Source organism: Streptomyces sp. NPDC093591 (genome assembly GCF_044764885.1).
Taxonomy (GTDB): domain Bacteria; phylum Actinomycetota; class Actinomycetes; order Streptomycetales; family Streptomycetaceae; genus Streptomyces.
Window position 1 is genome coordinate 209,359 of sequence record NZ_JBIWIY010000020.1, and the last position, 18,964, is coordinate 228,322.

Below are 18,964 nucleotides of genomic sequence, written 5' to 3' on the forward strand. Positions count from 1 at the left end.
CTCCCTCTATGCGGGGGCGGCGTGCCGTACGTCACGGGGGCCCGGCGAGCGCCTCAGGTCACCCGCGGCCGTGCTTGGCCGCCGTGCCGCGCCGAGCCGATCAGGCCCTTGATGGTGGTCAGCCAGCCTGTGGCGACGATCGCCGCGCCGACCAGCAGCCCCAGGGAGCCCCTCAGCGGCAGCACGATGCCGATCGCGCCGCCGAGCACCCAGGACACCTGCAGCAGCGTCTCGGAGCGCGCGAACGCCGACGTACGGACCAGCTCGGGCACGTCCCGCTGGATCAGCGCGTCCAGCGACAGCTTCGCCAGGGCCTGCGCGAACCCGGCGGTCGCCGCGAGGAACGCCACCAGGACCGCGCCGAAGAAGGCCGCGGCCGTGAGCGCCGCCAGCAGCACGAACCCCACGACCGTCACGATGATGATCTCGGGCGCCCGGGAGCGCAGCCACGCCCCCACCGCCGTACCGCACGCGTTTCCGACCCCCGCCGAGCCGGCCACTATGCCCAGCGACACGGCCGCGCTCTGCCCGGACATCGGGTGCTCGCGCAGCAGGAACGCGAGGAAAAAGATCAGGAAGCCGGACAGACAGCGCAGGGCGGCGTTGGCGCCGAGGGCGTGGGTGACGGCGATGCCGACCGTGCGCAGCCCGGGGCGCTTGACGGGCCGGCGGTGCGGCCCGTGCAGATGCTGCTCGTCGGCCGCGAGCAGCGCGGTGTCCTCGCCCTTGGCCGAGTCGACCTTCGGCGGCAGGGAGAAGGACAGGAACGTACCGGCGATGAAGATCACGAAGGCGCCGTACAGCGGATAGCGCGGCCCCAGCGCCTGGAGCCCCGCGCCTATGGGCGCCGCGATACCGGTGGCCAGGAGGCCGCCGAGCGTGACCCGGGAATTGGCCTTCACCAGGGAGAAGGTGGGTGGCAGCAGCCGGGGCACCACGGCGCTTCTGACGACGCCGTAGGCCTTCGAGGCGACCAGCACCCCGAGCGCGGCCGGATACAGCTCGATGCTGCCGGTGACGACCGCCCCGGACAGGACCAGCGCGAGCATCGCCCGGGCGAACATCGCCCCCGCCATGGCGGCGCGGCGGCCATGGGGAACCCGGTCGAGGAGCGGGCCGATCACCGGCGCGAGGACGGTGAACGGCGCCATGGTGATGCCGAGGTACAGCGCGACCCGGCCGCGGGCCTCGTCGGTGGGCACGGAGAAGAACACGGTGGAGGCCAGGGCGACGGTGATCATCATGTCCCCGGCGCCGTTCACCCCGTGCAGTTCGATCAGCTTGCCGAGGCCGGACTCACCGGCGCCGTGCGCGTGCGTCGCCTTGCGGATGCCGCGGGCGGTGCCGGTGAACGGGAAGTGCAGGGCACGGCCGACCGAGCGGAAGGAGCCGCGCCTCCGGCCCGATCCGCCACCTCGATTCCGGCCCCCCTTGGCCCCACCGACACCGGTGGCTCCTTGGGGCGGCTTCGCGGTTGCCACGACGCAATAGTGCCCCGAGATGGGGGTGGGTAGTGCGGTTACGGCGCGTATGGAGGGCACGGACTAGGATCGGCCGTGGGTGACCGACCGGTCTCGGGCCCGCTTCCGGCACCCGCCGCGCAGCGGTGAAAGGGCCGTCGGTGTAGGCCCAGCGCTCGCGAACAGGTAGCGTGCGTATCTCAGCCATCCCGCACAATGGATGACGTAGGTGCGCCCGAGCGCGATTCGGATGCGGACGTCGACGCGGCCCACAGGTCCGCTCCGTTCGCTCCACCGCCTCAAGGCACCGCACCCGAGAGACGGCGTAGGAGAGAAGCGATACCTGTGAGCGCAGCGACAACGCGAAGCCGCACCCCCGACCGTCTGTGCGCCGAGGCGGTCGACCTCGCCCGCACCGCAGCCGAGGAGGCCGCCGCGCCCGGCGTGGTGGGGGAGCACGCGGGCCTGCTCTCCGAAGGCGACCGCGTTGTCACGCACTTCTTCGAGTGCAAGGAACTCGGGTACCGCGGCTGGCGCTGGGCGGTGACGGTGGCGAGGGCGTCGCGCGCGAAGGTCGTGACGCTGGACGAAGTGGTCCTGCTGCCCGGCCCGGACGCCCTCCTCGCCCCCGAATGGGTGCCGTGGAGCGAGCGCCTGCGCCCCGGCGACATGGGCCCCGGCGACCTGCTCCCCACGGACGCCGAGGACCTCCGCCTGGAGCCCGGCTTCTCGGGCGAGGACGAGCCGGTGCCGAGCTCGGCCGTCTCGGAGGAGATGGCGGAGCTGGTGGAGGCGGAGGACGCCGAGGTCACGGCCGGCGCCCCCGCGAACCTTCTCGTCGCCCCCTCCCGTGGCTCCATCGCCGCGGTGGCGGAGGAACTGGGCATGCGCCGCGCCCGCGTCCTGTCCCGCTACGGCCTGCATATCGCCGCGGACCGCTGGGAGGAGGCTTACGGCGCGAAGACCCCCATGGCCCAGGCGGCCCCGGCGTCCTGCGTCACCTGCGGCTTCCTGGCCCCCATCGGCGGCTCCCTCGGCCAGGCCTTCGGCGTCTGCGCGAACGAGTTCTCCCCGGCCGACGGTCACGTCGTGTCCCTGACGTACGGCTGCGGCGGCCACTCCGAGGCCGCGGTCATGCCCAAGCCGCCGCGTCCGGCTCCGCCGGTGATCGACGAGACCCGGGTGGATCCGTTCCCGCTGCGGCCGGCGGCGGATTCGGGGTCGGTGCTGGTCGGGGCGGACGAGGACTCGGCGGAGTTGGGGCACTCGTAGGGCTCGCCGGAAATCTCGTGCCCTGGGCGAGGGGCCCGGCATGTTCTGACCGGGCCCTGTGTCTGGGATGGGGTTGCCTAGTCGGCGAAGACCTCGGTTGTGGACTCGGCCGTGATGGCCCGGTCGAACCAGCGGCCCAGCACGTCCAGGTCGTCACAGGACATGATGCGCCGGCGGTCGTCGTCCGAGATGTTGATGCCGCGACGGTCCAGGATCCGCAGGATGTCTTCGGAGGCTCGTTGCGCTCGACCCTCGTCGCGGATTTCTTCGGAGATGTACGACTTGTAGAAAGAGAGGTCCACGGCCACCAGTTTCCTCCACAGTTGCGCGGCCGGGTGCTTGCCCAGGCCTTGTGCGATGAGTTCGATGATCGGGTCGGCGACGGCTTCCGGTGTGTCCTGCAGCACGGACGTCATCGCTTTCAGTATGGGACCGATGTGCGGATCAGTGGCGTGTGTGATCGCGGACAGTGTGGCGAGCGCGAGGTCCATGCGGACTTCGTCCGGATCGGTGATCACCGGCATGTTGTGCGGTCCGGCGACCAGCGGACGCAGGATAAGCAGGGGCCACTGGGGAGGGCCGAAGCGGACCGGGCGCGCGGCCCATTCCGCGGTGGCGCGGTCCTGGCAGACGACCAGCAGCATGGGCTGCAGTCGGTACTTCGTGAGCAGGTACGAGGCGTAGTACGCCCAACTGGCGGGCTTCTTCGGGTCCTTCTTGCCCTGCGCCTCGATCGCCAGGAGTAACGGCTCGTCGTCGTCCGTCTCCAGCCGCAGGAGCGTGTCCACACGGCGCTCGACCGGGCTGGTCTCGGTGAGGTCGTTGGGCAGGACCGTGATCGAAGTGGGTGGGGCGAAGTCGATGCCCAGCGTCTTGGAGACCCGGGAGAAGAGCCCCGGATAGTCCTGGAAGATGCGGTGCATCGCCTCGTGGGACGAGCTGACCATGGTGCGGTTTCGGGCCTTTCGTTGGGTAGGGGGAAGCCTCAGGCGGCCTGTACGTGATCGGGCATACGGCAGTCACGGCAGCGTCCGGGCAGCGGTGCGCGGAAGGCGCGGTTGCAGTCGTCGCAGGTCTGGAAGGGATGCCGGGCGGTCGGCGGTGGTGCTGGGGCGCGGAATGGGGGTGGGGGCGGTAGCTGGGTGGTGAGGCGGTGGGCCAGGAGGGCTGCCGGGCGGCACAAGGGCTCGGGCGGCAGGTCCGTGGTCAGGGCGTGGCGTACGGCGGTGGGGGTGATGTCGCGTTCCAGCCAGGCGGCGACGCCGGGGGCGAGGTGGGTCGTGTCGCCGGTGGAGAGGAGGAGGCGGGGGTCGTGGCGGCGGAGGTCTGTGAGGAGGTCCGTGGCCGTCTGGAGGAGGGTGGGGGCCGGGTAGGCGGGGCGCGGTACGGCGGGGAGGGGCTTGGGGGAGGTGCGTTTCTCGCGCTTCTTCGGGGGTGCCGGCCTGTGCTCGGGCCGGCGGCGGCTGCGGCCGGGCTGGTTGCAGGAGATCGTGCGGGTGACGATGCGGCCGGTGGGGGTGCGCTGGCGTTCGCGGCGCAGGTAGCCGTGGGATTCCAGTTCGCGATCTTCGAACGGACTCCCGCTCCTGCTCTCAGCTTCGTCTTGGAAGAGGCCACGCTGCGCCGCCGGGTTGGAGGCACAATGGTGTGGCGTCAGCAGCTCGAACATCTGCTGGAGGTGGCGCGGTTGCGTAACGTCACACTTCAGGTGATGCCGACGAGCTCAGGGGCCCACCCTGGAATGGAAGGCAGGATCGAGGTGCTGAAATTCGCCGACGGTACTGCGGTGGGGCGTTCCGACGGTGGGTTCAGTGGCCGACCAACCTCCGATCCGAAACAGCTACGGATCCTTGAACTGCGGTATGGCACCATCCGGGCGCAGGCTCTCACGCCAGGGGAGTCGCTGGCCTTCATCGAGCAAGTGCTGGGAGAAACATGATCCGCAAGGCCTCTGCCGGGGACGCTTCCGAACTGGTCTGGTTCAAGAGCAGTTACAGCGATGGCCCTGATGGCAACTCCTGCGTCGAGATCGCGGTGGCCCCCCGAACCGTCCACGTCCGTGACTCCAAGTACCGCGACTCCAGCCCCCGCCTCGCCCTCGCCCCGCAGGCATGGTCCGCTTTCGTCACCTACGCGTCCGGGGACTCGGCGTGATCCGCGGGGCCGCGCTGGCGTGGTTCAAGAGCAGCTACAGCGATGGCACCAACGGCGAGTCCTGCGTCGAGATCGCGGTAGCCCCCCGCACCATCCACGTCCGCGACTCCAAGCAAACCGACGGCCCCCACCTCGCCCTCACCCCCCAAGCCTGGGCCGACTTCCTGCCGTACGCGTCCCGGCGTCGCCGTTGACCACGCAGGCCCATCCCGTCGACCACGAACTCATCCAGGCCGCGGCGCACGTCGCCCGCACCCGCTGCCGGGGCGACAGCCACACCATGGCGGCCGCGGCCCGTGCCCAGGACGGCCGGATCGTCACGGCGGTGAACGCCTACCACTTCACCGGAGGCCCCTGCGCCGAGCTGGTCCTCATCGGCACGGCAGCCGCCCAGGGTGCCTACGAGCTGGACACGATCGTCGCCGTGGGCGACCGCGACCGGGGAGTCGTACCCCCGTGCGGCCGGTGCCGTCAGGTCCTTCTCGACTACTTCCCCGCCCTCAAGGTCATCGTCGGCGAGGACGACCGCGTCCGAACCGTTCTCATCACCGACCTGCTGCCCGCGAGCTACGTCTGGGCCGACCACCAGCTGGACGCCGAGTAGACGGCCACTCGGCGCGAGCTGCTTCGTCACTTACGCGTCCGAGGGCTGATCCCCGGCAGTGATCCGCCGGCGGATCAGCTCCAGCCATTGCCGGAGTGACATCCCTTCCGGCGGCAGAAGGTCGAGCCCCAACGCCGTGGCCGCCGTGCCGAGTTCCTGATCCGACGAGACCATCGTCAGAAGCTCAGTGATCTCCTGTGCTGCCTGAGTACGGTCTTCCGGATCGACTTCGGTGACGTACTCGTCGATGGCGTCCTCGGGCCTGGCATGGAACTCTGAGTAATTCCGATGCAAGTAGCCCCCGAGGAACTGGCTCAGCTGGGGGAATCGCTCGTTCCATTCCCAGGAGTTCTGGGGGTTCGTCTGGGGAATGCGGGACGGGTCTTCCAGGAGCCGGTTGAGGTGGTCCCTGGCGATGCGTAGGCAGTCTTCTACGGTGGTGCCCATCGGGGGGCGGATGTGCGGTAGGTCTTCCACGTCATCTGCGATCTCTTCTGAGAAGAGTCCCACAGAGAGCAGGTCCTCAATTTGGTGCACGGCCGTTTCGGCGCGTGCGGGATCTCGGGCAGCGATCCTGAGATACGAGGCCAGGCCAGGACCCGGGGTCTCTGCGGTGTCAGTGAATGTGAAGCCGGAGTACGCATATGCCTTCAGCAGGTCGCTGAGTTCGTAGAATCGTGGCTCTGGCGGAAGTGCCTGACTCATGAGTTGCTCCAAGTGACCGTGTTAGGGCTGAGGGAAGGAGGTGAGGACGCGGTATCCGGACGGTGCCGTCGGGTCAGCCTTGAGAATGACGCGAACACCTCTCACCCATTGCGTAGGTTGCCCATGGGTGAAGTTGTAGCGAGTTAGGTGGAGTCCGGTGTTTTCGGTGAACTCTGCTTCCAGTCGCAGTGTTCCTTTCGCGCCCCCGGCCAGCCAGTCAGATATCTTCCGTTGGTTCTCTTTGGCAGTGAGGGTCTTGTCAGTGAAGCGTTGGGCCGTATCGACGTTTACATAGCGTGAGTCTGCATCAATCTTAGGGTTTTCACGCAGACGCCTGCGCATGCCGGCGATCGTCTTGTCGACGTGCCTGTCGATGGTGTGAGCCTTGCTCTTGCCGCCAAGGCTCTTGCCCTCATCTCCGCGAACGTCCGCACGATGCTGCGGCTTTTGGCGTCCCTTGCGTTTGTCCCTGGGCCACGCGTTGTAGTCCCCGCCGGATCCGTTCGAGGCCCCCAGCCCCATGAGGACGAGCCCGGCCGTGCCGAGAAGGCCCGCGTTGAGCGCGGCCTCGGCTGTGAGGGCGCCGACCGCTCCGCCTCCGGCGAGCGCGAGACCTCCGGGAGGGAACAGGGCGAGGAGGGAGAGAAGGAGGAGGGCGAAGCCGAGGTAGACCAGGAAGGCGTTCAGGGCGTCGAGCAGATGGAGTGTGCGGACGGCTCTGCCGTCGGGTCCCGCGTCGCCGAGCCCGCGCCACAGCAGGAGTGCGCCGGTGACCGCCGATCCGAGCGCGGTTGCGAGGCGGAAGCGGTGGGCCGCCAGCAGTTCTCCCAGCGGCTGTGCCGATATCTGCCGCCAGGTGCGCAGCAGGGTGGTGAGCTGGTAGGCGATCCAGGCCAGGGCGGCGATGCCGAAGCCCATGAGGATCTTCGGCCCCGAACCGGTACTGAAGAACTCCTGGAGACCGGCGGTGGAGGTGAATGAACCGACGACCAGGAACAGCAGCGCGGGGAGCATGAGCACGCACGGGATCAGCAGGAGCCACCGTTCGCGAGAACGGCGGGCCGCCCGGGTCGCCTTCAGCCAGGCGCGGATGTTCAGTGCCCGCCAGGCGTCGCGGTTGTCGGTCGCGTCCATTCGGGCGGTGATCCCCGCGACCACCTCTCGCAGTTCGCCGGTCTCACCGGTCTCGTCGGGCGGCGTCGACGCGGCGGCGTACAGCAACGAGCGCCGCAGCCTGACGTAGCGCAGGACGATCAGCAGGCTCCACGGCATTCGCCAGGCCGCGTAGCGCAGCAGCGCTCCCAGGCTGTCGCCGTCGGCGCGTTCGGACGCCAGCAGTACGCCGGGCACGGTGCGCTTGCCGCGGTGGAGCCGGCGCAGGTCGACGACCATGGCGATGGCCAGGCACACGAGCGGCGCCGCCCATGCCATCCCGTCCAGGGATTCCAGCCACTGCCTGGTCCCGTCGGAGTGTTCCCGTACCGCGTAGTTGTTGACCGTGTGATGGACGGCGGCGGTCAGGACCGGGGGTACCGACAGCAGACGCCACCAACCGTGTGCGCGCCACAGCAGCCCGGCCCCGAAGCCGGCCGTGGCTGTCCACACCAGGTGCGTGAACGTTTCCGTGACCGGAGGCCCGGCCATGGCCAGTTGACTGAAAGGCGCCGGAAGCCAGGACGTCAACACCTGCCCGAGGCCCGGTACATAGGGTGGGGACAGGCTGTCGGGGATGATCCAGCCCTCCCCGCGGACGATCGCCCGGTCCGCGTCCAGGCCGAACCGGAGAACCGCCTCCAGCAGCCCGAAGCCCGCCCCTAGAGCCGTACCCACCACCACGAAGTCGGTCAGCCCCCACTGACGGCGAACCCGCAGGCTCAGCCCCGCCAGCAGCAACGGGGAAACCTTGAGCAATTCCTCCGCCCAAGGAGCCACCGTGTAGCTGGTGGTGTTCACCACCGTCACCAGCGACTGACCCGACTGCTCCGCGTAGAGACGGGTGTAGGCGAGCTGCACCAACGCCGTCGCCGCACCGCATCCGTACACGCCCACGGCCAGCGCCAGCAGCACGGTCGACAGACGCACCGAACGCGTCGGCCAGGAGATCGCGAACACTTGCAGCACGCCCCAGACGGCCGCCACCGCCATCACCAACGTCACGCCAGGCCCCCCGATGCACTGGAACAACATTCGATTCGCGATTGTGAACGCGATGCTAGGCAGTCAATCGCCTGCCCGGCAAGCGAGTTGGGAGACAGCCGTGTCGCCTCCGGATCCGGGATCCGCGTCCACGGAGTCGGACCGTGCGTCTGCCAACGGAGTGGGTCCATCGAGCGAGGTTCTGGAGCAGGACGGGCGGGCAGCACACCCACGTCCCATCGGCGGTACCTTCATCATCACGCCGATGAGGAGAGTCAACGTGAGCAAGTTCGTGCGGCCCGCAGCCGAAGGCGCCGACCCCTTCGGTACGGCCCGTCTGCGCCGCGGTGTGCTGGACGCCTGGGCCACCAGTCCCGCCCGTTTCCGCGAGGACGCCAACGCCGAGGAGGATCTCGTCCTCGGCGGGTACCGGGACCGGCTGGTCGTCGAGCTCGCTCAGAACGCCGCCGACGCCGCGGCCAGGGCAGGGGTGGCGGGACGGCTTCGGCTCACCCTCCGTGAGGGCGTTCTCATCGCCGCCAACACAGGCGCCCCGCTGGACGCCGCCGGCGTCGAGTCGCTGTCCACCCTGCGTGCTTCCGCCAAGCGGGACCCCCAGCAGGGCTCCGTCGGCCGGTTCGGTGTCGGCTTCGCCGCCGTCCTCGCCGTCACCGACGAGCCCGCCGTCGTCGGGCGGCACGGCGGTATCCGGTGGGCTCTCGCCGAGGCGCGGGAGCTGGCCCGGGAGACCGCGCGGCACAGCCCGGGACTGGGGGACGAGATCAGGCGGCGGGACGGTCATGTGCCGCTCCTGCGGCTGCCGTTCGCCGCCGAGGGCACCGCCCCGGATCCGTACGACACCGCCGTCATCCTCCCCCTGCGCGACACCGCCGCCGCCGACCTCGCCGAGCGGCTGCTGCACGCCGTCGACGACGCGCTGCTCCTCGCCCTGCCCGGCCTGGAGGAGGTCGTGGTCGAGGTCGGGGAGGGCGAGCCGCGCACGCTGCGCCGCCGGGTCGACGGACCCTTCACGGTCGTGGAGGACTCCCGCGACGGCATCGACGGCGTCACCCACTGGCGTACGTCCACCGCCCACGGCGCGCTCACGCCCGACCTCCTCGCCGACCGCCCGGTCGAGGAGCGGCTGCGGCCCCACTGGTCGCTGACCTGGGCCGTCCCCGTCAACGCCGCCGACAGCGCGCCCGACCGGCCGCGCACGGCTCCGGTGGTCCACGCGCCGACGCCGAGTGACGAGCCGCTCGGTGTCCCGGCCCTCCTCATCGCCTCCTTCCCCCTCGACACCACCCGCCGCCACGCCGCCCCCGGCCCGCTGACCGACTTCCTCGTGCAGCGCGCGGCCGACGCCTACGCCGAACTGCTCGCCGACTGGCGCCCGGTGAGCGAGGGCATCATCGGGCTCGTGCCCGGCCCGCTCGGCAAGGGCGAGCTGGACGGGGCCCTGCGCCAGGCGATCCTGGAGCGGCTGCCCCGTACCTCCTTCCTCCCGCCGGCTGTCGGGCCGCGGGAGCACGAGGACGAGTTGCCCGAGTCGCTCCGGCCCCGTGACGCCGAGGTCGTCGAGGGCGCCGGTGCCGAGACGGTGCGCGTGCTGGCCGAGGTGCTGCCCACGCTGCTGCCCGCCGGGCTCGAACGGCGTGTGGAGCTGCGGACCCTGGGCGTCGCCCGTGTCCCGCTCACCGACGCCATCGACCGGCTCGCGGGGCTGGAGAAAGACCCGGGCTGGTGGCGGCGGCTCTACGACAGCCTCGCCGGGGTCGACCCGGACCGCCTGTCCGGCCTGCCCGTGCCGCTCGCCGACGGGCGCACCACCATCGGGCCCCGGCAGGTCCTGCTCCCCACCCCCGACGGCGCCTCCGTCGACCCCGAGATCCTCGCCCGGCTCGGGCTCAAGGTCGCCCACCCGGACGCCGCCCACCCGCTCCTGGAGAAGCTCGGCGCCCTGCCGGCCACGCCCCGCGCGGTCCTCACCACGCCCCAGGTGCGCGCCGCCGTCGCCGCCTCCCTGGACGACGACAGCGGCGTGAGCTGGGAGGAGGACGCGCCCGACGCCGAGGAACTGGCCGACACCGTCCTCGCGCTCGTGCGGGACGCGGGTCTGGAGCCCGGTGACGAGCCGTGGCTCGGCGCCCTCGCCCTGCCCGACGAGGACGGGGAGTTGGCGCCCGCCGGTGAACTCGTCCTGCCCGGCAGCCCCTTCGCCCAGGTCATGCGGGAGGACGAACTCGCCACCGTCGACGCCGAGCTGGCCGAGAAGTGGGGCGAGCAGCCCCTTGCCGCCTGCGGTGTCCTCGCCAACTTCGCCCTCGTCCGGGCCACGGACGTCGTCCTCGACCCCGATGAACTGGAGCCGCGCGAAGGGGATTTCGCCGAGCCCGACGACCCGGGTCTGCTCGACGCCGTCGACGTCTGGTGCGAGGACATCCTGGACCGGTTCCCGGACACGCCCGTACCGCCGGTCGCCACCGAGCTGATCGCCGTACGCGATCTGGACCTGATCGACGACGACAAGTGGCCGCAGGCTCTCGCCCTGCTCGCCCAGCCGCCCCTGCGGGACGCGCTGACCCAGCAGGTGCGGATCCTGCTGCCCGACGGCACGCATGAGGTCGTACGGCCGTACACGGCCTGGTGGCTGCGGGGCAACCCGGTGCTGGACGGCCGCCGCCCGGCGGGCCTGCTGGCCTCCGGCGGCGACCCGCTCCTGCGCGGCCTGTACGACGAGGCGGACGCGACCGGCTTCGAGGACGAGCAGGTGCTGCGGGCGCTGGGCGTGCGGACGTCCGTCGCCGCGCTGCTCGACGAGCCGGGCGGCGCCGCCGAGCTCCTCGACCGGCTCGCCGACCCGGAACGCCCCGTCGCCTCGCCCCAACTGCACGCCCTGTACGGCGCCCTTGCCGACCTGGATCCCGAGCAGGTGACCCTGCCGGACGAGCTGCGGGCCGTCGTGGACGGGCGGGTGGAGGTCGTCGACGCGGCCGACGCCGTGGTCGTGGACTCGCCCGATCTGCTGCCCTTCACCGAGGGCGTGCCGCTGCTGCCGGTGCGGCCGTCGCGAGCCGCCGAGCTGGCCGAGCTGTTCCAGGTGCGGCGGCTGAGCGAGTCCGTCACCGGGGAGGTCACGAGCGAGGGCACCGAGCACGACGTACCGGAGTCGGTACGGGTGCTGCTCGGCGCGCGGACCCCGCAGTCGTACGTCGAGCACGAGGAACTCGTCGTCGACGGTGTGGAGATCGACTGGCGGCTCACCGATGACGGGGTGCTGCACGCGGCCACCCTGGAGGGTGTCGCGGCCGGGCTCGCGTGGGCTGCGGGGCAGTGGCCGCGGCGGTTCGAGGTCGCCGCCCTGCTGGAGGACCCGTCCAGGACGGCGGAACTGGCCCGCGACCGCTGGTTCGACTGAGCCGTCCGGGCGGCCCCGGCCGGTGAGGAAGTGCCCGCACAAATTCTTCACCGGCCGTACAACCATTCGTGCCCTTCGCGAATCTGATCATGCGAGTCAACAGACTCCTTGATCACTTGGGCCCCGCGAGACGACGAGCCGTTGGGAACGACCCCCGCTGGGGCCCCTTTCTCCCTATGGAGATCGCATGCGCATTCGTGCCACCGTGGCCGCCGTCTCCGGCGCCCTGGCCCTCTCCGCCCTCGCTGTGCCGGCCTCGCAGGCCGCCGACGCGCCGTCGTACAGCAAGGACGACGCCCGGGCGGCCGTGCAGGCCGCGCGTCAGGCTGACGCCGACGGCGCCGCCCGCAGCACCTTCGCCGCCGAGGACACGGGCACGCCGTACGCCCTGGACCTCTCCTTCTCCAACGTGAAGATCAACAGCGGCAAGCCGATCGTCGCCGGCATCAGCAACCAGGTGACCGTCCCGGTGACCTACACGGTCACCCACGAGGCGGGTATGGACCTCAACGCCGCCGACCTGATGCTCGACGTCGAGATCTACCGCGGCGCCACGTACGAGGAAGCGACGAAGGTCCTCTACGGCGACGACTGGCCGGTCTGCACCCCCACCTCGTCGACCACCGACACCTGCAAGGGCACCATCGACGTCTACCCGGACTTCGAGCTGGTCAACGCCGACGCCACCACGTGGAAGGCCGGCGGCTACGCGATCGACTGGAACGACCAGGACCCGGACTCCGAGGACATCGACTGGAGCAAGGTCGGTTTCGCCATGCAGGACGGCCTGGGCAGCACCAAGCTGCAGCGGTACTCCAAGCTGACGGTGAACGCCTCGCCGGAGCCGGTGAAGAAGGGCAAGACCATCACGGTCACCGGCAAGCTGTCCCGCGCCAACTGGGAGACCCACAAGTACGCGGGCTACTCCACCCAGCCGGTGAAGCTGCAGTTCCGCAAGAAGGGCACCAGCACCTACACCACGCTGAAGACCATCAAGACGAACACCTACGGCGACCTGAAGACCACGGTCACCGCGTCCACGGACGGCTACTTCCGCTACCGCTTCGAGGGCACCTCGACCACCCCGGCGGTCAGCGCCACGGGTGACTACGTCGACGTGCAGTAGGCGGCAGGACAGTAGGACAGCAGTAACGAAATAGGGCATGCGTCGCGAACTTCCCGGCCACCGCCGGGAGTTCGTGACGAAGCTCACGAAGATTCCGTACCTGCCGCACAACCGGCGACCCCCGTCGCCTATCTGATCACATGGGTCAACAGGCCCCACGATCACTCGGGCCCCGACGTGACCGGCAGTGCACCGGAACGACGACCAGCGGGGCCCCTTTCCGTACCAGGGGAACGCATGCGCATCAGAGCCACCGTGGCCGCCGTCTCCGGCGCCCTGGCCCTCTCCGCCCTCGCCGTTCCGGCCGCGCAGGCCGGCGACTCCGCCACCGCTCAGCGCGCGGACGTCGCGAAGATCCGCCAGGCCGCGCACGCCGAGTCCGGCAGGGCCGCGGCCGAGGAGGGCAAGCCGTACGCCCTGAACGTCACCTTCTCCAACTTCAAGATCGCCAAGGCGATCAAGGTCGGCACGACCAACCACGTCGCGGCCACGGTGACGTACACGCTGACCCACGGCGCGGAGGTCAACATCGCCGCCGCCGACTTCATCACCGACCCCATCGTCTACCGGGGCTCCGCCACCGCGCCGGACAACATGCTCTACGGCAACAAGCCGGCCAAGTGCACCGCGACCTCGGCGACCACCGCCAACTGCAAGGGCACCATCGACGTCTACCCGGGCAGCCACGAGCTGATCAACTCGGACGCCGGGACGTGGCGCGCCGCGGCCGAGGCCACCGCCTTCAACGGCCAGGACCCGGAGGGCGAGACCTTCGACATCACCAAGGTCGGTTACAAGAGCCAGAGCGGCCTGGGCACCACGCTGATGCAGCGCTTCTCCAAGCTGACGGTGAACGCCTCGCCGGAGCCGGTGAAGAAGGGCAAGACCCTCACCGTCACCGGCAAGCTGTCCCGCGCCAACTGGGACCGCGGCACGTACAACGGCTACGTCGAGCAGCCGGTGAACCTGCAGTTCCGCAAGAAGAACAGCAGCACCTACACCACGGTGAAGACCATCAAGACCAACTCCACGGGCGACCTGAAGACCACGCTCAAGGCCACCGAGGACGGCTACTTCCGCTACACCTTCGCGGGCACGACGACGACCCCGGCGGCCACCGCCACGGGTGACTTCGTCGACGTGCAGTAAAGCAACGCCTCAGGGCGTTGAGAGGATCGGAGCGGGGGCTCAAGCGCGCCGGGCGCGGCGGATCAGCCGGGACACCGTGAAGTACAGAACGGTGACGATCGACCAAGCCGCCAGGAACCCGACCGCGAGGCGCTTGTCGCCCTCGCTCCACACGATGGCGGTCAGCCCCGGACCGCCGATCCACCAGAGGAGCCACAGGAGGACCAGGATGAATCCCTGGACCGCCTCGAACAGTTCGCTGAGGAGGTCCTGGAGCCAGCTCCACATGGTTCGGTACTCCCGTGCCGCTGAGACGTCTGCATGATCGACCGTCTCAGCTTAGGAGCCCCTGACCGACTGGCGCGAGGTACTCCGGCTACGCCGGAAAGCGGCGGTCGACCCACTTCCACGTGAACTCCAGGGCGACCGCCGCCACCGCCGCCACCCCCACCGCGATCCACGGCATCGTCACCCCGACCAGCCGCAGCGCGAAGAACTCCTGCAGCCACGGCACCACCATCACCAGCAGGAACCCGAGGCCCATCGAGGCCACCAGCGCCAGACGCCACCAGGTGTACGGCCGGGCGATGATCGCCAGCACCCACATCGAGATCAGGAACAGCGTCAGCGTCGCCACGCTGGTCTCCGCGTCCAACGCGCCGTCCCCGCGGTAATAGTGACGGGCGATCAGATACGTCGCGAAGGTCGCCACCGCGGCCACCAGTCCGCCGGGGATCGAGTACCGCATCACGCGCCGTACGAAATGGGGTTTCGCGCGTTCCTTGTTGGGCGCGAGGGCCAGGAAGAACGCCGGGACGCCGATGGTGAGGGTGGAGAGCAGGGTCAGATGGCGGGGCAGGAAGGGGTACTCCACCTGCCAGAACACCACCATCAGCGCGAGCAGCACCGAGTAGACCGTCTTGACGAGGAACAGGGTCGCGACGCGCGTGATGTTGCCGATGACCCGACGCCCCTCCGCGACCACCGACGGCAGCGTCGCGAAGCTGTTGTTGAGCAGCACGATCTGGGCGACCGCCCGGGTCGCCTCCGAGCCCGAGCCCATCGCCACGCCGATGTCGGCGTCCTTCAGGGCGAGGACGTCGTTCACCCCGTCGCCGGTCATGGCGACGGTGTGCCCGTGGGACTGGAGCGCGCCGACCATGTCCCGCTTCTGCTGCGGGGTGACCCGCCCGAACACCGTGCCGTCGTCGAGGGCCGTCGCCATCGCGTCCCGATCCTGGGGGAGCCGGCGGGCGTCGACCGTCGTACCGGTCAGCCCGAGCTTGCTCGCGACCGCGCCCACGGACACGGCGTTGTCACCGGAGATCACTTTGGCGCGGACGTTCTGCTCGGCGAAGTAGCGCAGGGTGTCGGCGGCGTCGGGCCGCAGCCGCTGTTCCAGTACGACGAGGGCGGCGGGCTTGGCTCCCTCCGCCACCTCGGGATCGTCGAGGTCGCGGCCGGCGCGGGCGAGCAGCAGGACCCGTAGGCCCTGTTCGTTCAGCCGGTCGGTTTCGGCCAGGGCCGGGTCGTCGGCGGCCAGGAGCACGTCGGGGGCGCCCAGCAGCCAGGTGCTGGCCTCGCCGTTGCCCTCGCTGAAGGTGGCGCCGCTGTACTTGCGGGCGGAGGAGAAGGGCAGGGACTCGGTGCAGCGCCAGTCCTCGGCGTCGGGGTAGGCGTCGATGACGGCCTGGAGGGAGGCGTTCGGACGGGGGTCGGACTCGCCCAGGGCGCCCAGCACCTTCCGTATGTACTCCTCGTCGCTGCCGTTCAGCGGGCGCAGCTCGGTGACGTCCATGCCGCCCTCGGTGAGGGTTCCGGTCTTGTCGAGGCAGACGGTGTCGACGCGGGCCAGGCCCTCGATGGCGGGGAGTTCCTGCACCAGGCACTGTTTGCGGCCGAGCCGGATCACGCCGATGGCGAAGGCGACCGAGGTGAGGAGGACGAGCCCCTCCGGGACCATGGGGACGATGCCGCCGACGGTCCGGGCGAGCGAGTCGTCGAGGTCCCTGTCCTTCACGGCCAGCTGGGTGATGATCAGGCCGATCGCGGCCGGGACCATCATCCAGGTCACGTACTTGAGGATGGTGGAGATGCCGGAGCGCAGCTCGGAGTGGACGAGGGTGAAGCGCGAGGCCTCCTCGGCGAGCTGGGCGGCGTAGGCCTCGCGGCCGACCTTGGTGGCCTGGAAGGCGCCGCCCCCGGCGACGACGAAGCTGCCGGACAGCACCTGGTCCCCCGGCCGTTTGACGACGGGGTCCGCCTCCCCGGTCAGCAGCGACTCGTCGATCTCCAGCCCGTCGGCCTCGACGCACACCCCGTCCACGACGGCCTTGTCCCCCGGCCCGATCTCTATCAGGTCGTCCAGCACGATCTCCGAGGTGCTGACCTCGGCGGCGGCCCCGTCCCGCCGGACGGTGGGCCGCGCCTCACCGATCACGGCGAGCGAGTCGAGGGTTTTCTTCGCCCGCCACTCCTGGATGATCCCGATGCCGGTGTTGGCCAGGATCACGAAGCCGAACAGGCTGTCCTGGATCGGCGCGACACACAGCATGATCACCCAGAGCACGCCGATGATCGCGTTGAACCGGGTGAAGACGTTGGCGCGGACGATGTCGGCCATGGACCGGCTGCTGCGCACCGGCACGTCGTTGACCTGCCCTCGCGCCACCCGCTCGGCCACCTCGGCCGCGGTCAGCCCACCTGTCGCCACCGTGACGGAGGCGGGATGCACCGGGGTGTCCACTTCGGCGCCCGCGTCGGTATGCGTCATGCATTCGACGGTACGTGCGGATTTACGGCTTCACCCGCCGAGTGGGCGGAAGTTCCGACTTGGGGAGGACCGGAACGGCCCGATGTGGTGCCGTGGTTGTACGCCCTCAGTCGGTGGCGGGGGCCTTGGTGGCGTCGGCCTCCTCCAGTGCCGCCGCCCTCTTGATCGCCGCGTCGCGCCTGCGGACGTACCAGATGCCGATGAGTCCGAGGCCGCCGCCGGCCAGGCAGGTCCACACCCACTTGGTCAGGTGGTGGTCGGCGAACCAGCCGTAGAAGGGCAGCTGGACGACGAAGAGGGCGAACCAGAGGATCGTGCCGCCGGTGATGGTGGCGACCACGGGGCCCTCCAGGGGCTCCGGCGCCTCGTGCTTGGGGGTCCACTTCGCCATGGGGCACAGCTTACGAGGCGATTGGGTCTACGCGCGGAGATGGCCGATGTCGCGCTTATATGTTCATACTGAAACGGTTTGTGTCTGACCACTTCTCTTCGTAGGAAACACCGAACACATGCCCTCCTCGGCCCCCGCCAAGGTCCCCGCCCCTGAACAGCCGGGAGCCGGCCCCGCGTACGGCGCACTCGACCGCTTCTTCAAGATCTCCGAACGCGGCAGCACCCTGCCCCGTGAAATCCGCGGCGGCTTCGCCACCTTCTTCGCGATGGCCTACATCATCGTGCTGAACCCGATCATCCTCGGCAGCGCGAAGGACATGTACGGCCACCAGCTGGACAACGGACAGCTGGTGACGGCGACGGCCGTGACGGCGGCGTTCACCACGCTCCTCATGGGCGTCATCGGCAACGTGCCGATCGCGCTGGCCGCCGGTCTGGGTGTGAACTCGGTGGTCGCGCTCCAGCTGGCGCCCCGGATGTCCTGGCCGGACGCCATGGGCATGGTGGTGCTCGCCGGTTTCGTGGTCATGCTGCTGGTCGCCACCGGTCTGCGCGAGCGCGTCATGAACGCCGTGCCCTACAGCCTGCGCAAGGCCATCTCCATCGGCATCGGCCTGTTCATCATGCTGATCGGCCTCGTCGACGCCGGATTCGTCTCCCGCATCCCGGACGTCGCCCGGACGACCGTGCCCCTCCAGCTCGGCGGCGACGGTCACCTCAACGGCTGGCCGGTCCTGGTGTTCATCCTCGGCGTCCTGCTCACCCTCGCGCTCATCGTGCGCAAGGTCTCCGGCGCGATCCTCATCTCGATCGTCGCGATGACCGTGCTCGCCGTCGTCATCGAGGCCGTCGCGAACGTGCCGTCCTGGGGCCTGACGACCCCGAAGTGGCCCGGGAATCCGGTCGCCGGCCCCGACTTCGGCCTGATCGGCCAGGTCAGCCTGTTCGGCGGCTTCGAGAAGGTCGGCGCGCTGACCGGCGTCCTCTTCGTCTTCACGGTGCTCCTGTCCTGCTTCTTCGACGCCATGGGCACGATCATGGGCGTCAGCGACGAGGCGAAGCTGACGGACGCCCAGGGCCAGATGCCCGGCATCAACAAGGTCCTCTTCGTCGACGGCCTCGCCGTCGCCGCGGGCGGCGCCAGCTCCTCCTCGGCCACCACGGCCTTCGTGGAGTCCACGGCCGGCGTCGGCGAGGGCGCCCGTACCGGATTCGCGAACGTCGTCACCGGCGCCCTGTTCGGTGTGGCGCTGTTCCTGACCCCCGTGGCCACGATGGTCCCGTCCCAGGCGGCCACCCCGGCCCTGCTCGCGGTCGGCTTCCTGATCCTGGCGAACTCCGTCAAGGAGATCGACTGGGCCGACTACACGGTCGCGATCCCGGCCTTCGTGACCATGGTGATGATGCCGTTCACCTACTCGATCACCAACGGCATCGGCATGGGCTTCATCACCTTCGCGGTGCTGCGCCTGGCGGCCGGGCGGGGCCGTGAGGTGCCGGTCGCCATGTATGCCGTGGCGGCGGTGTTCGGGTTCTACTACCTGATGCCGGCGCTGGGTCTCACGTAAGCGCCTCGCCCGAGCCGCCTCGCCCGAGCCGCCTCACGTGAGGCCGTAGAACTTCTCGGTCTCCTCCACGGCGGTCTGGAACCGCTCGTCGAAGTCATCGCGGATGAGCGTCCGGACGACGTAGTCCTGGACGCTCATTCCTCTTTTCGCGGCGTGGTCCCGGAGCCGTTCGAGCAGCTCATGGTCTATCCGCAGGCTGAGCACGCTGGTCCCCATGAACACGAGGG

General features: G+C 70.0%; 16 protein-coding genes and 2 pseudogenes. 9 read left to right on the forward strand and 9 right to left on the reverse strand.

Translation table 11 applies throughout. The features are described from left to right. Positions 1–53: 53 nt before the first annotated feature. Positions 54–1,481 carry an MFS transporter gene (locus ACIREI_RS36825; RefSeq protein WP_403342566.1) on the reverse strand — a complete coding sequence of 476 codons (1,428 nt, stop codon included), beginning with the start codon at positions 1,479–1,481 and terminating at the stop codon, positions 54–56. 324 nt (positions 1,482–1,805) lie between these two features. On the opposite strand from ACIREI_RS36825, the gene ACIREI_RS36830 reads away from it, so the two are divergent. Beyond that, positions 1,806–2,732, forward strand: coding sequence for a DUF3027 domain-containing protein (locus ACIREI_RS36830; protein ID WP_403342569.1), 927 nt, complete (start codon positions 1,806–1,808; stop codon positions 2,730–2,732). Between the two features lie 77 nt (positions 2,733–2,809). Here ACIREI_RS36830 and ACIREI_RS36835 read toward each other — a convergent pair whose 3' ends face one another. After that, complete coding sequence (locus ACIREI_RS36835) at positions 2,810–3,679, reverse strand: hypothetical protein (protein ID WP_403342572.1); 870 nt, start codon at positions 3,677–3,679, stop codon at positions 2,810–2,812. Positions 3,680–3,717: 38 nt separating this feature from the next. After that, positions 3,718–4,296: pseudogene (locus tag ACIREI_RS36840) on the reverse strand (helix-turn-helix domain-containing protein); the annotation flags it as partial. Here ACIREI_RS36840 and ACIREI_RS36845 point away from each other — a divergent pair. From ACIREI_RS36845 to ACIREI_RS36860, 4 genes and pseudogenes are all read left to right on the forward strand, one after another. Continuing rightward, positions 4,294–4,671: pseudogene (locus ACIREI_RS36845) on the forward strand (DUF5753 domain-containing protein); the annotation flags it as partial. The pseudogenes ACIREI_RS36840 and ACIREI_RS36845 overlap by 3 nt on opposite strands. Then, on the forward strand, positions 4,668–4,886 hold the full coding sequence (locus ACIREI_RS36850; protein WP_403342575.1) for a DUF397 domain-containing protein: 219 nt from the start codon (positions 4,668–4,670) through the stop codon (positions 4,884–4,886). The pseudogene ACIREI_RS36845 and the gene ACIREI_RS36850, both read left to right, overlap by 4 nt. After that, positions 4,883–5,080, forward strand: coding sequence for a DUF397 domain-containing protein (locus ACIREI_RS36855; protein WP_403342577.1), 198 nt, complete (start codon positions 4,883–4,885; stop codon positions 5,078–5,080). Before ACIREI_RS36850 ends, ACIREI_RS36855 begins: the two co-directional genes overlap by 4 nt. Then, entirely contained in the window at positions 5,077–5,490 is a 414-nt protein-coding gene (locus ACIREI_RS36860) for a cytidine deaminase family protein (protein WP_403342580.1), read from the forward strand. Before ACIREI_RS36855 ends, ACIREI_RS36860 begins: the two co-directional genes overlap by 4 nt. A gap of 30 nt (positions 5,491–5,520) precedes the next feature. Here the strand turns inward: ACIREI_RS36860 and ACIREI_RS36865 are convergent, their stop codons facing one another. Then, positions 5,521–6,195 carry a contact-dependent growth inhibition system immunity protein gene (locus tag ACIREI_RS36865; protein ID WP_403342583.1) on the reverse strand — a complete coding sequence of 225 codons (675 nt, stop codon included), beginning with the start codon at positions 6,193–6,195 and terminating at the stop codon, positions 5,521–5,523. Between the two features lie 21 nt (positions 6,196–6,216). Beyond that, positions 6,217–8,352, reverse strand: a complete 2,136-nt coding sequence (locus ACIREI_RS36870; protein WP_403342586.1) for an RNase A-like domain-containing protein — start codon at positions 8,350–8,352, stop codon at positions 6,217–6,219. Positions 8,353–8,611: 259 nt separating this feature from the next. On the opposite strand from ACIREI_RS36870, the gene ACIREI_RS36875 reads away from it, so the two are divergent. The 3 genes from ACIREI_RS36875 (at position 8,612) to ACIREI_RS36885 (ending at position 14,024) form a co-directional block, all read left to right on the forward strand. Beyond that, positions 8,612–11,749 (forward strand): sacsin N-terminal ATP-binding-like domain-containing protein, encoded by a 3,138-nt coding sequence (locus tag ACIREI_RS36875; protein ID WP_403342589.1) that lies wholly within the window; start codon positions 8,612–8,614, stop codon positions 11,747–11,749. Between the two features lie 187 nt (positions 11,750–11,936). Next, positions 11,937–12,875, forward strand: a complete 939-nt coding sequence (locus tag ACIREI_RS36880) for a hypothetical protein (RefSeq protein WP_403342592.1) — start codon at positions 11,937–11,939, stop codon at positions 12,873–12,875. Positions 12,876–13,112: 237 nt separating this feature from the next. After that, complete coding sequence (locus ACIREI_RS36885) at positions 13,113–14,024, forward strand: hypothetical protein (protein ID WP_403342595.1); 912 nt, start codon at positions 13,113–13,115, stop codon at positions 14,022–14,024. A gap of 39 nt (positions 14,025–14,063) precedes the next feature. Here the strand turns inward: ACIREI_RS36885 and ACIREI_RS36890 are convergent, their stop codons facing one another. The 3 genes from ACIREI_RS36890 to ACIREI_RS36900 all read right to left on the reverse strand — a co-directional run bounded on the left by ACIREI_RS36890 (position 14,064) and on the right by ACIREI_RS36900 (position 17,167). Further along, positions 14,064–14,291 (reverse strand): hypothetical protein, encoded by a 228-nt coding sequence (locus tag ACIREI_RS36890; protein WP_403342597.1) that lies wholly within the window; start codon positions 14,289–14,291, stop codon positions 14,064–14,066. 88 nt (positions 14,292–14,379) lie between these two features. Continuing rightward, positions 14,380–16,776 carry an HAD-IC family P-type ATPase gene (locus ACIREI_RS36895; protein WP_403342598.1) on the reverse strand — a complete coding sequence of 799 codons (2,397 nt, stop codon included), beginning with the start codon at positions 16,774–16,776 and terminating at the stop codon, positions 14,380–14,382. Between the two features lie 106 nt (positions 16,777–16,882). Beyond that, entirely contained in the window at positions 16,883–17,167 is a 285-nt protein-coding gene (locus tag ACIREI_RS36900; RefSeq protein WP_403342600.1) for a DUF2530 domain-containing protein, read from the reverse strand. A gap of 118 nt (positions 17,168–17,285) precedes the next feature. Here ACIREI_RS36900 and ACIREI_RS36905 point away from each other — a divergent pair, with 118 nt between their 5' ends. Continuing rightward, positions 17,286–18,737: an NCS2 family permease gene (locus ACIREI_RS36905; protein ID WP_403342603.1), complete on the forward strand. Its 1,452-nt coding sequence runs from the start codon at positions 17,286–17,288 to the stop codon at positions 18,735–18,737. A 33-nt stretch (positions 18,738–18,770) separates the two neighbouring features. On the opposite strand, the gene ACIREI_RS36910 is transcribed toward ACIREI_RS36905, so the two are convergent. Further along, positions 18,771–18,953 (reverse strand): ribbon-helix-helix protein, CopG family, encoded by a 183-nt coding sequence (locus ACIREI_RS36910; RefSeq protein WP_403342605.1) that lies wholly within the window; start codon positions 18,951–18,953, stop codon positions 18,771–18,773. Between the last annotated feature and the right edge of the window lie 11 nt (positions 18,954–18,964).

What these genes read in the sequence shown, in the direction of transcription:
- ACIREI_RS36880 (WP_403342592.1), top strand. Translation starts at nt 11,937, where the DNA reads ATGCGCATTCGTGCCACCGTGGCCGCCGTCTCCGGCGCCCTGGCCCTC.
- ACIREI_RS36890 (WP_403342597.1), bottom strand. Translation starts at nt 14,291, where the DNA reads ATGTGGAGCTGGCTCCAGGACCTCCTCAGCGAACTGTTCGAGGCGGTC.
- ACIREI_RS36910 (WP_403342605.1), bottom strand. Translation starts at nt 18,953, where the DNA reads ATGGGGACCAGCGTGCTCAGCCTGCGGATAGACCATGAGCTGCTCGAA.
- ACIREI_RS36865 (WP_403342583.1), bottom strand. Translation starts at nt 6,195, where the DNA reads ATGAGTCAGGCACTTCCGCCAGAGCCACGATTCTACGAACTCAGCGAC.
- ACIREI_RS36850 (WP_403342575.1), top strand. Translation starts at nt 4,668, where the DNA reads ATGATCCGCAAGGCCTCTGCCGGGGACGCTTCCGAACTGGTCTGGTTC.
- ACIREI_RS36905 (WP_403342603.1), top strand. Translation starts at nt 17,286, where the DNA reads ATGCCCTCCTCGGCCCCCGCCAAGGTCCCCGCCCCTGAACAGCCGGGA.
- ACIREI_RS36900 (WP_403342600.1), bottom strand. Translation starts at nt 17,167, where the DNA reads ATGGCGAAGTGGACCCCCAAGCACGAGGCGCCGGAGCCCCTGGAGGGC.
- ACIREI_RS36885 (WP_403342595.1), top strand. Translation starts at nt 13,113, where the DNA reads ATGCGCATCAGAGCCACCGTGGCCGCCGTCTCCGGCGCCCTGGCCCTC.
- ACIREI_RS36895 (WP_403342598.1), bottom strand. Translation starts at nt 16,776, where the DNA reads ATGACGCATACCGACGCGGGCGCCGAAGTGGACACCCCGGTGCATCCC.
- ACIREI_RS36835 (WP_403342572.1), bottom strand. Translation starts at nt 3,679, where the DNA reads ATGGTCAGCTCGTCCCACGAGGCGATGCACCGCATCTTCCAGGACTAT.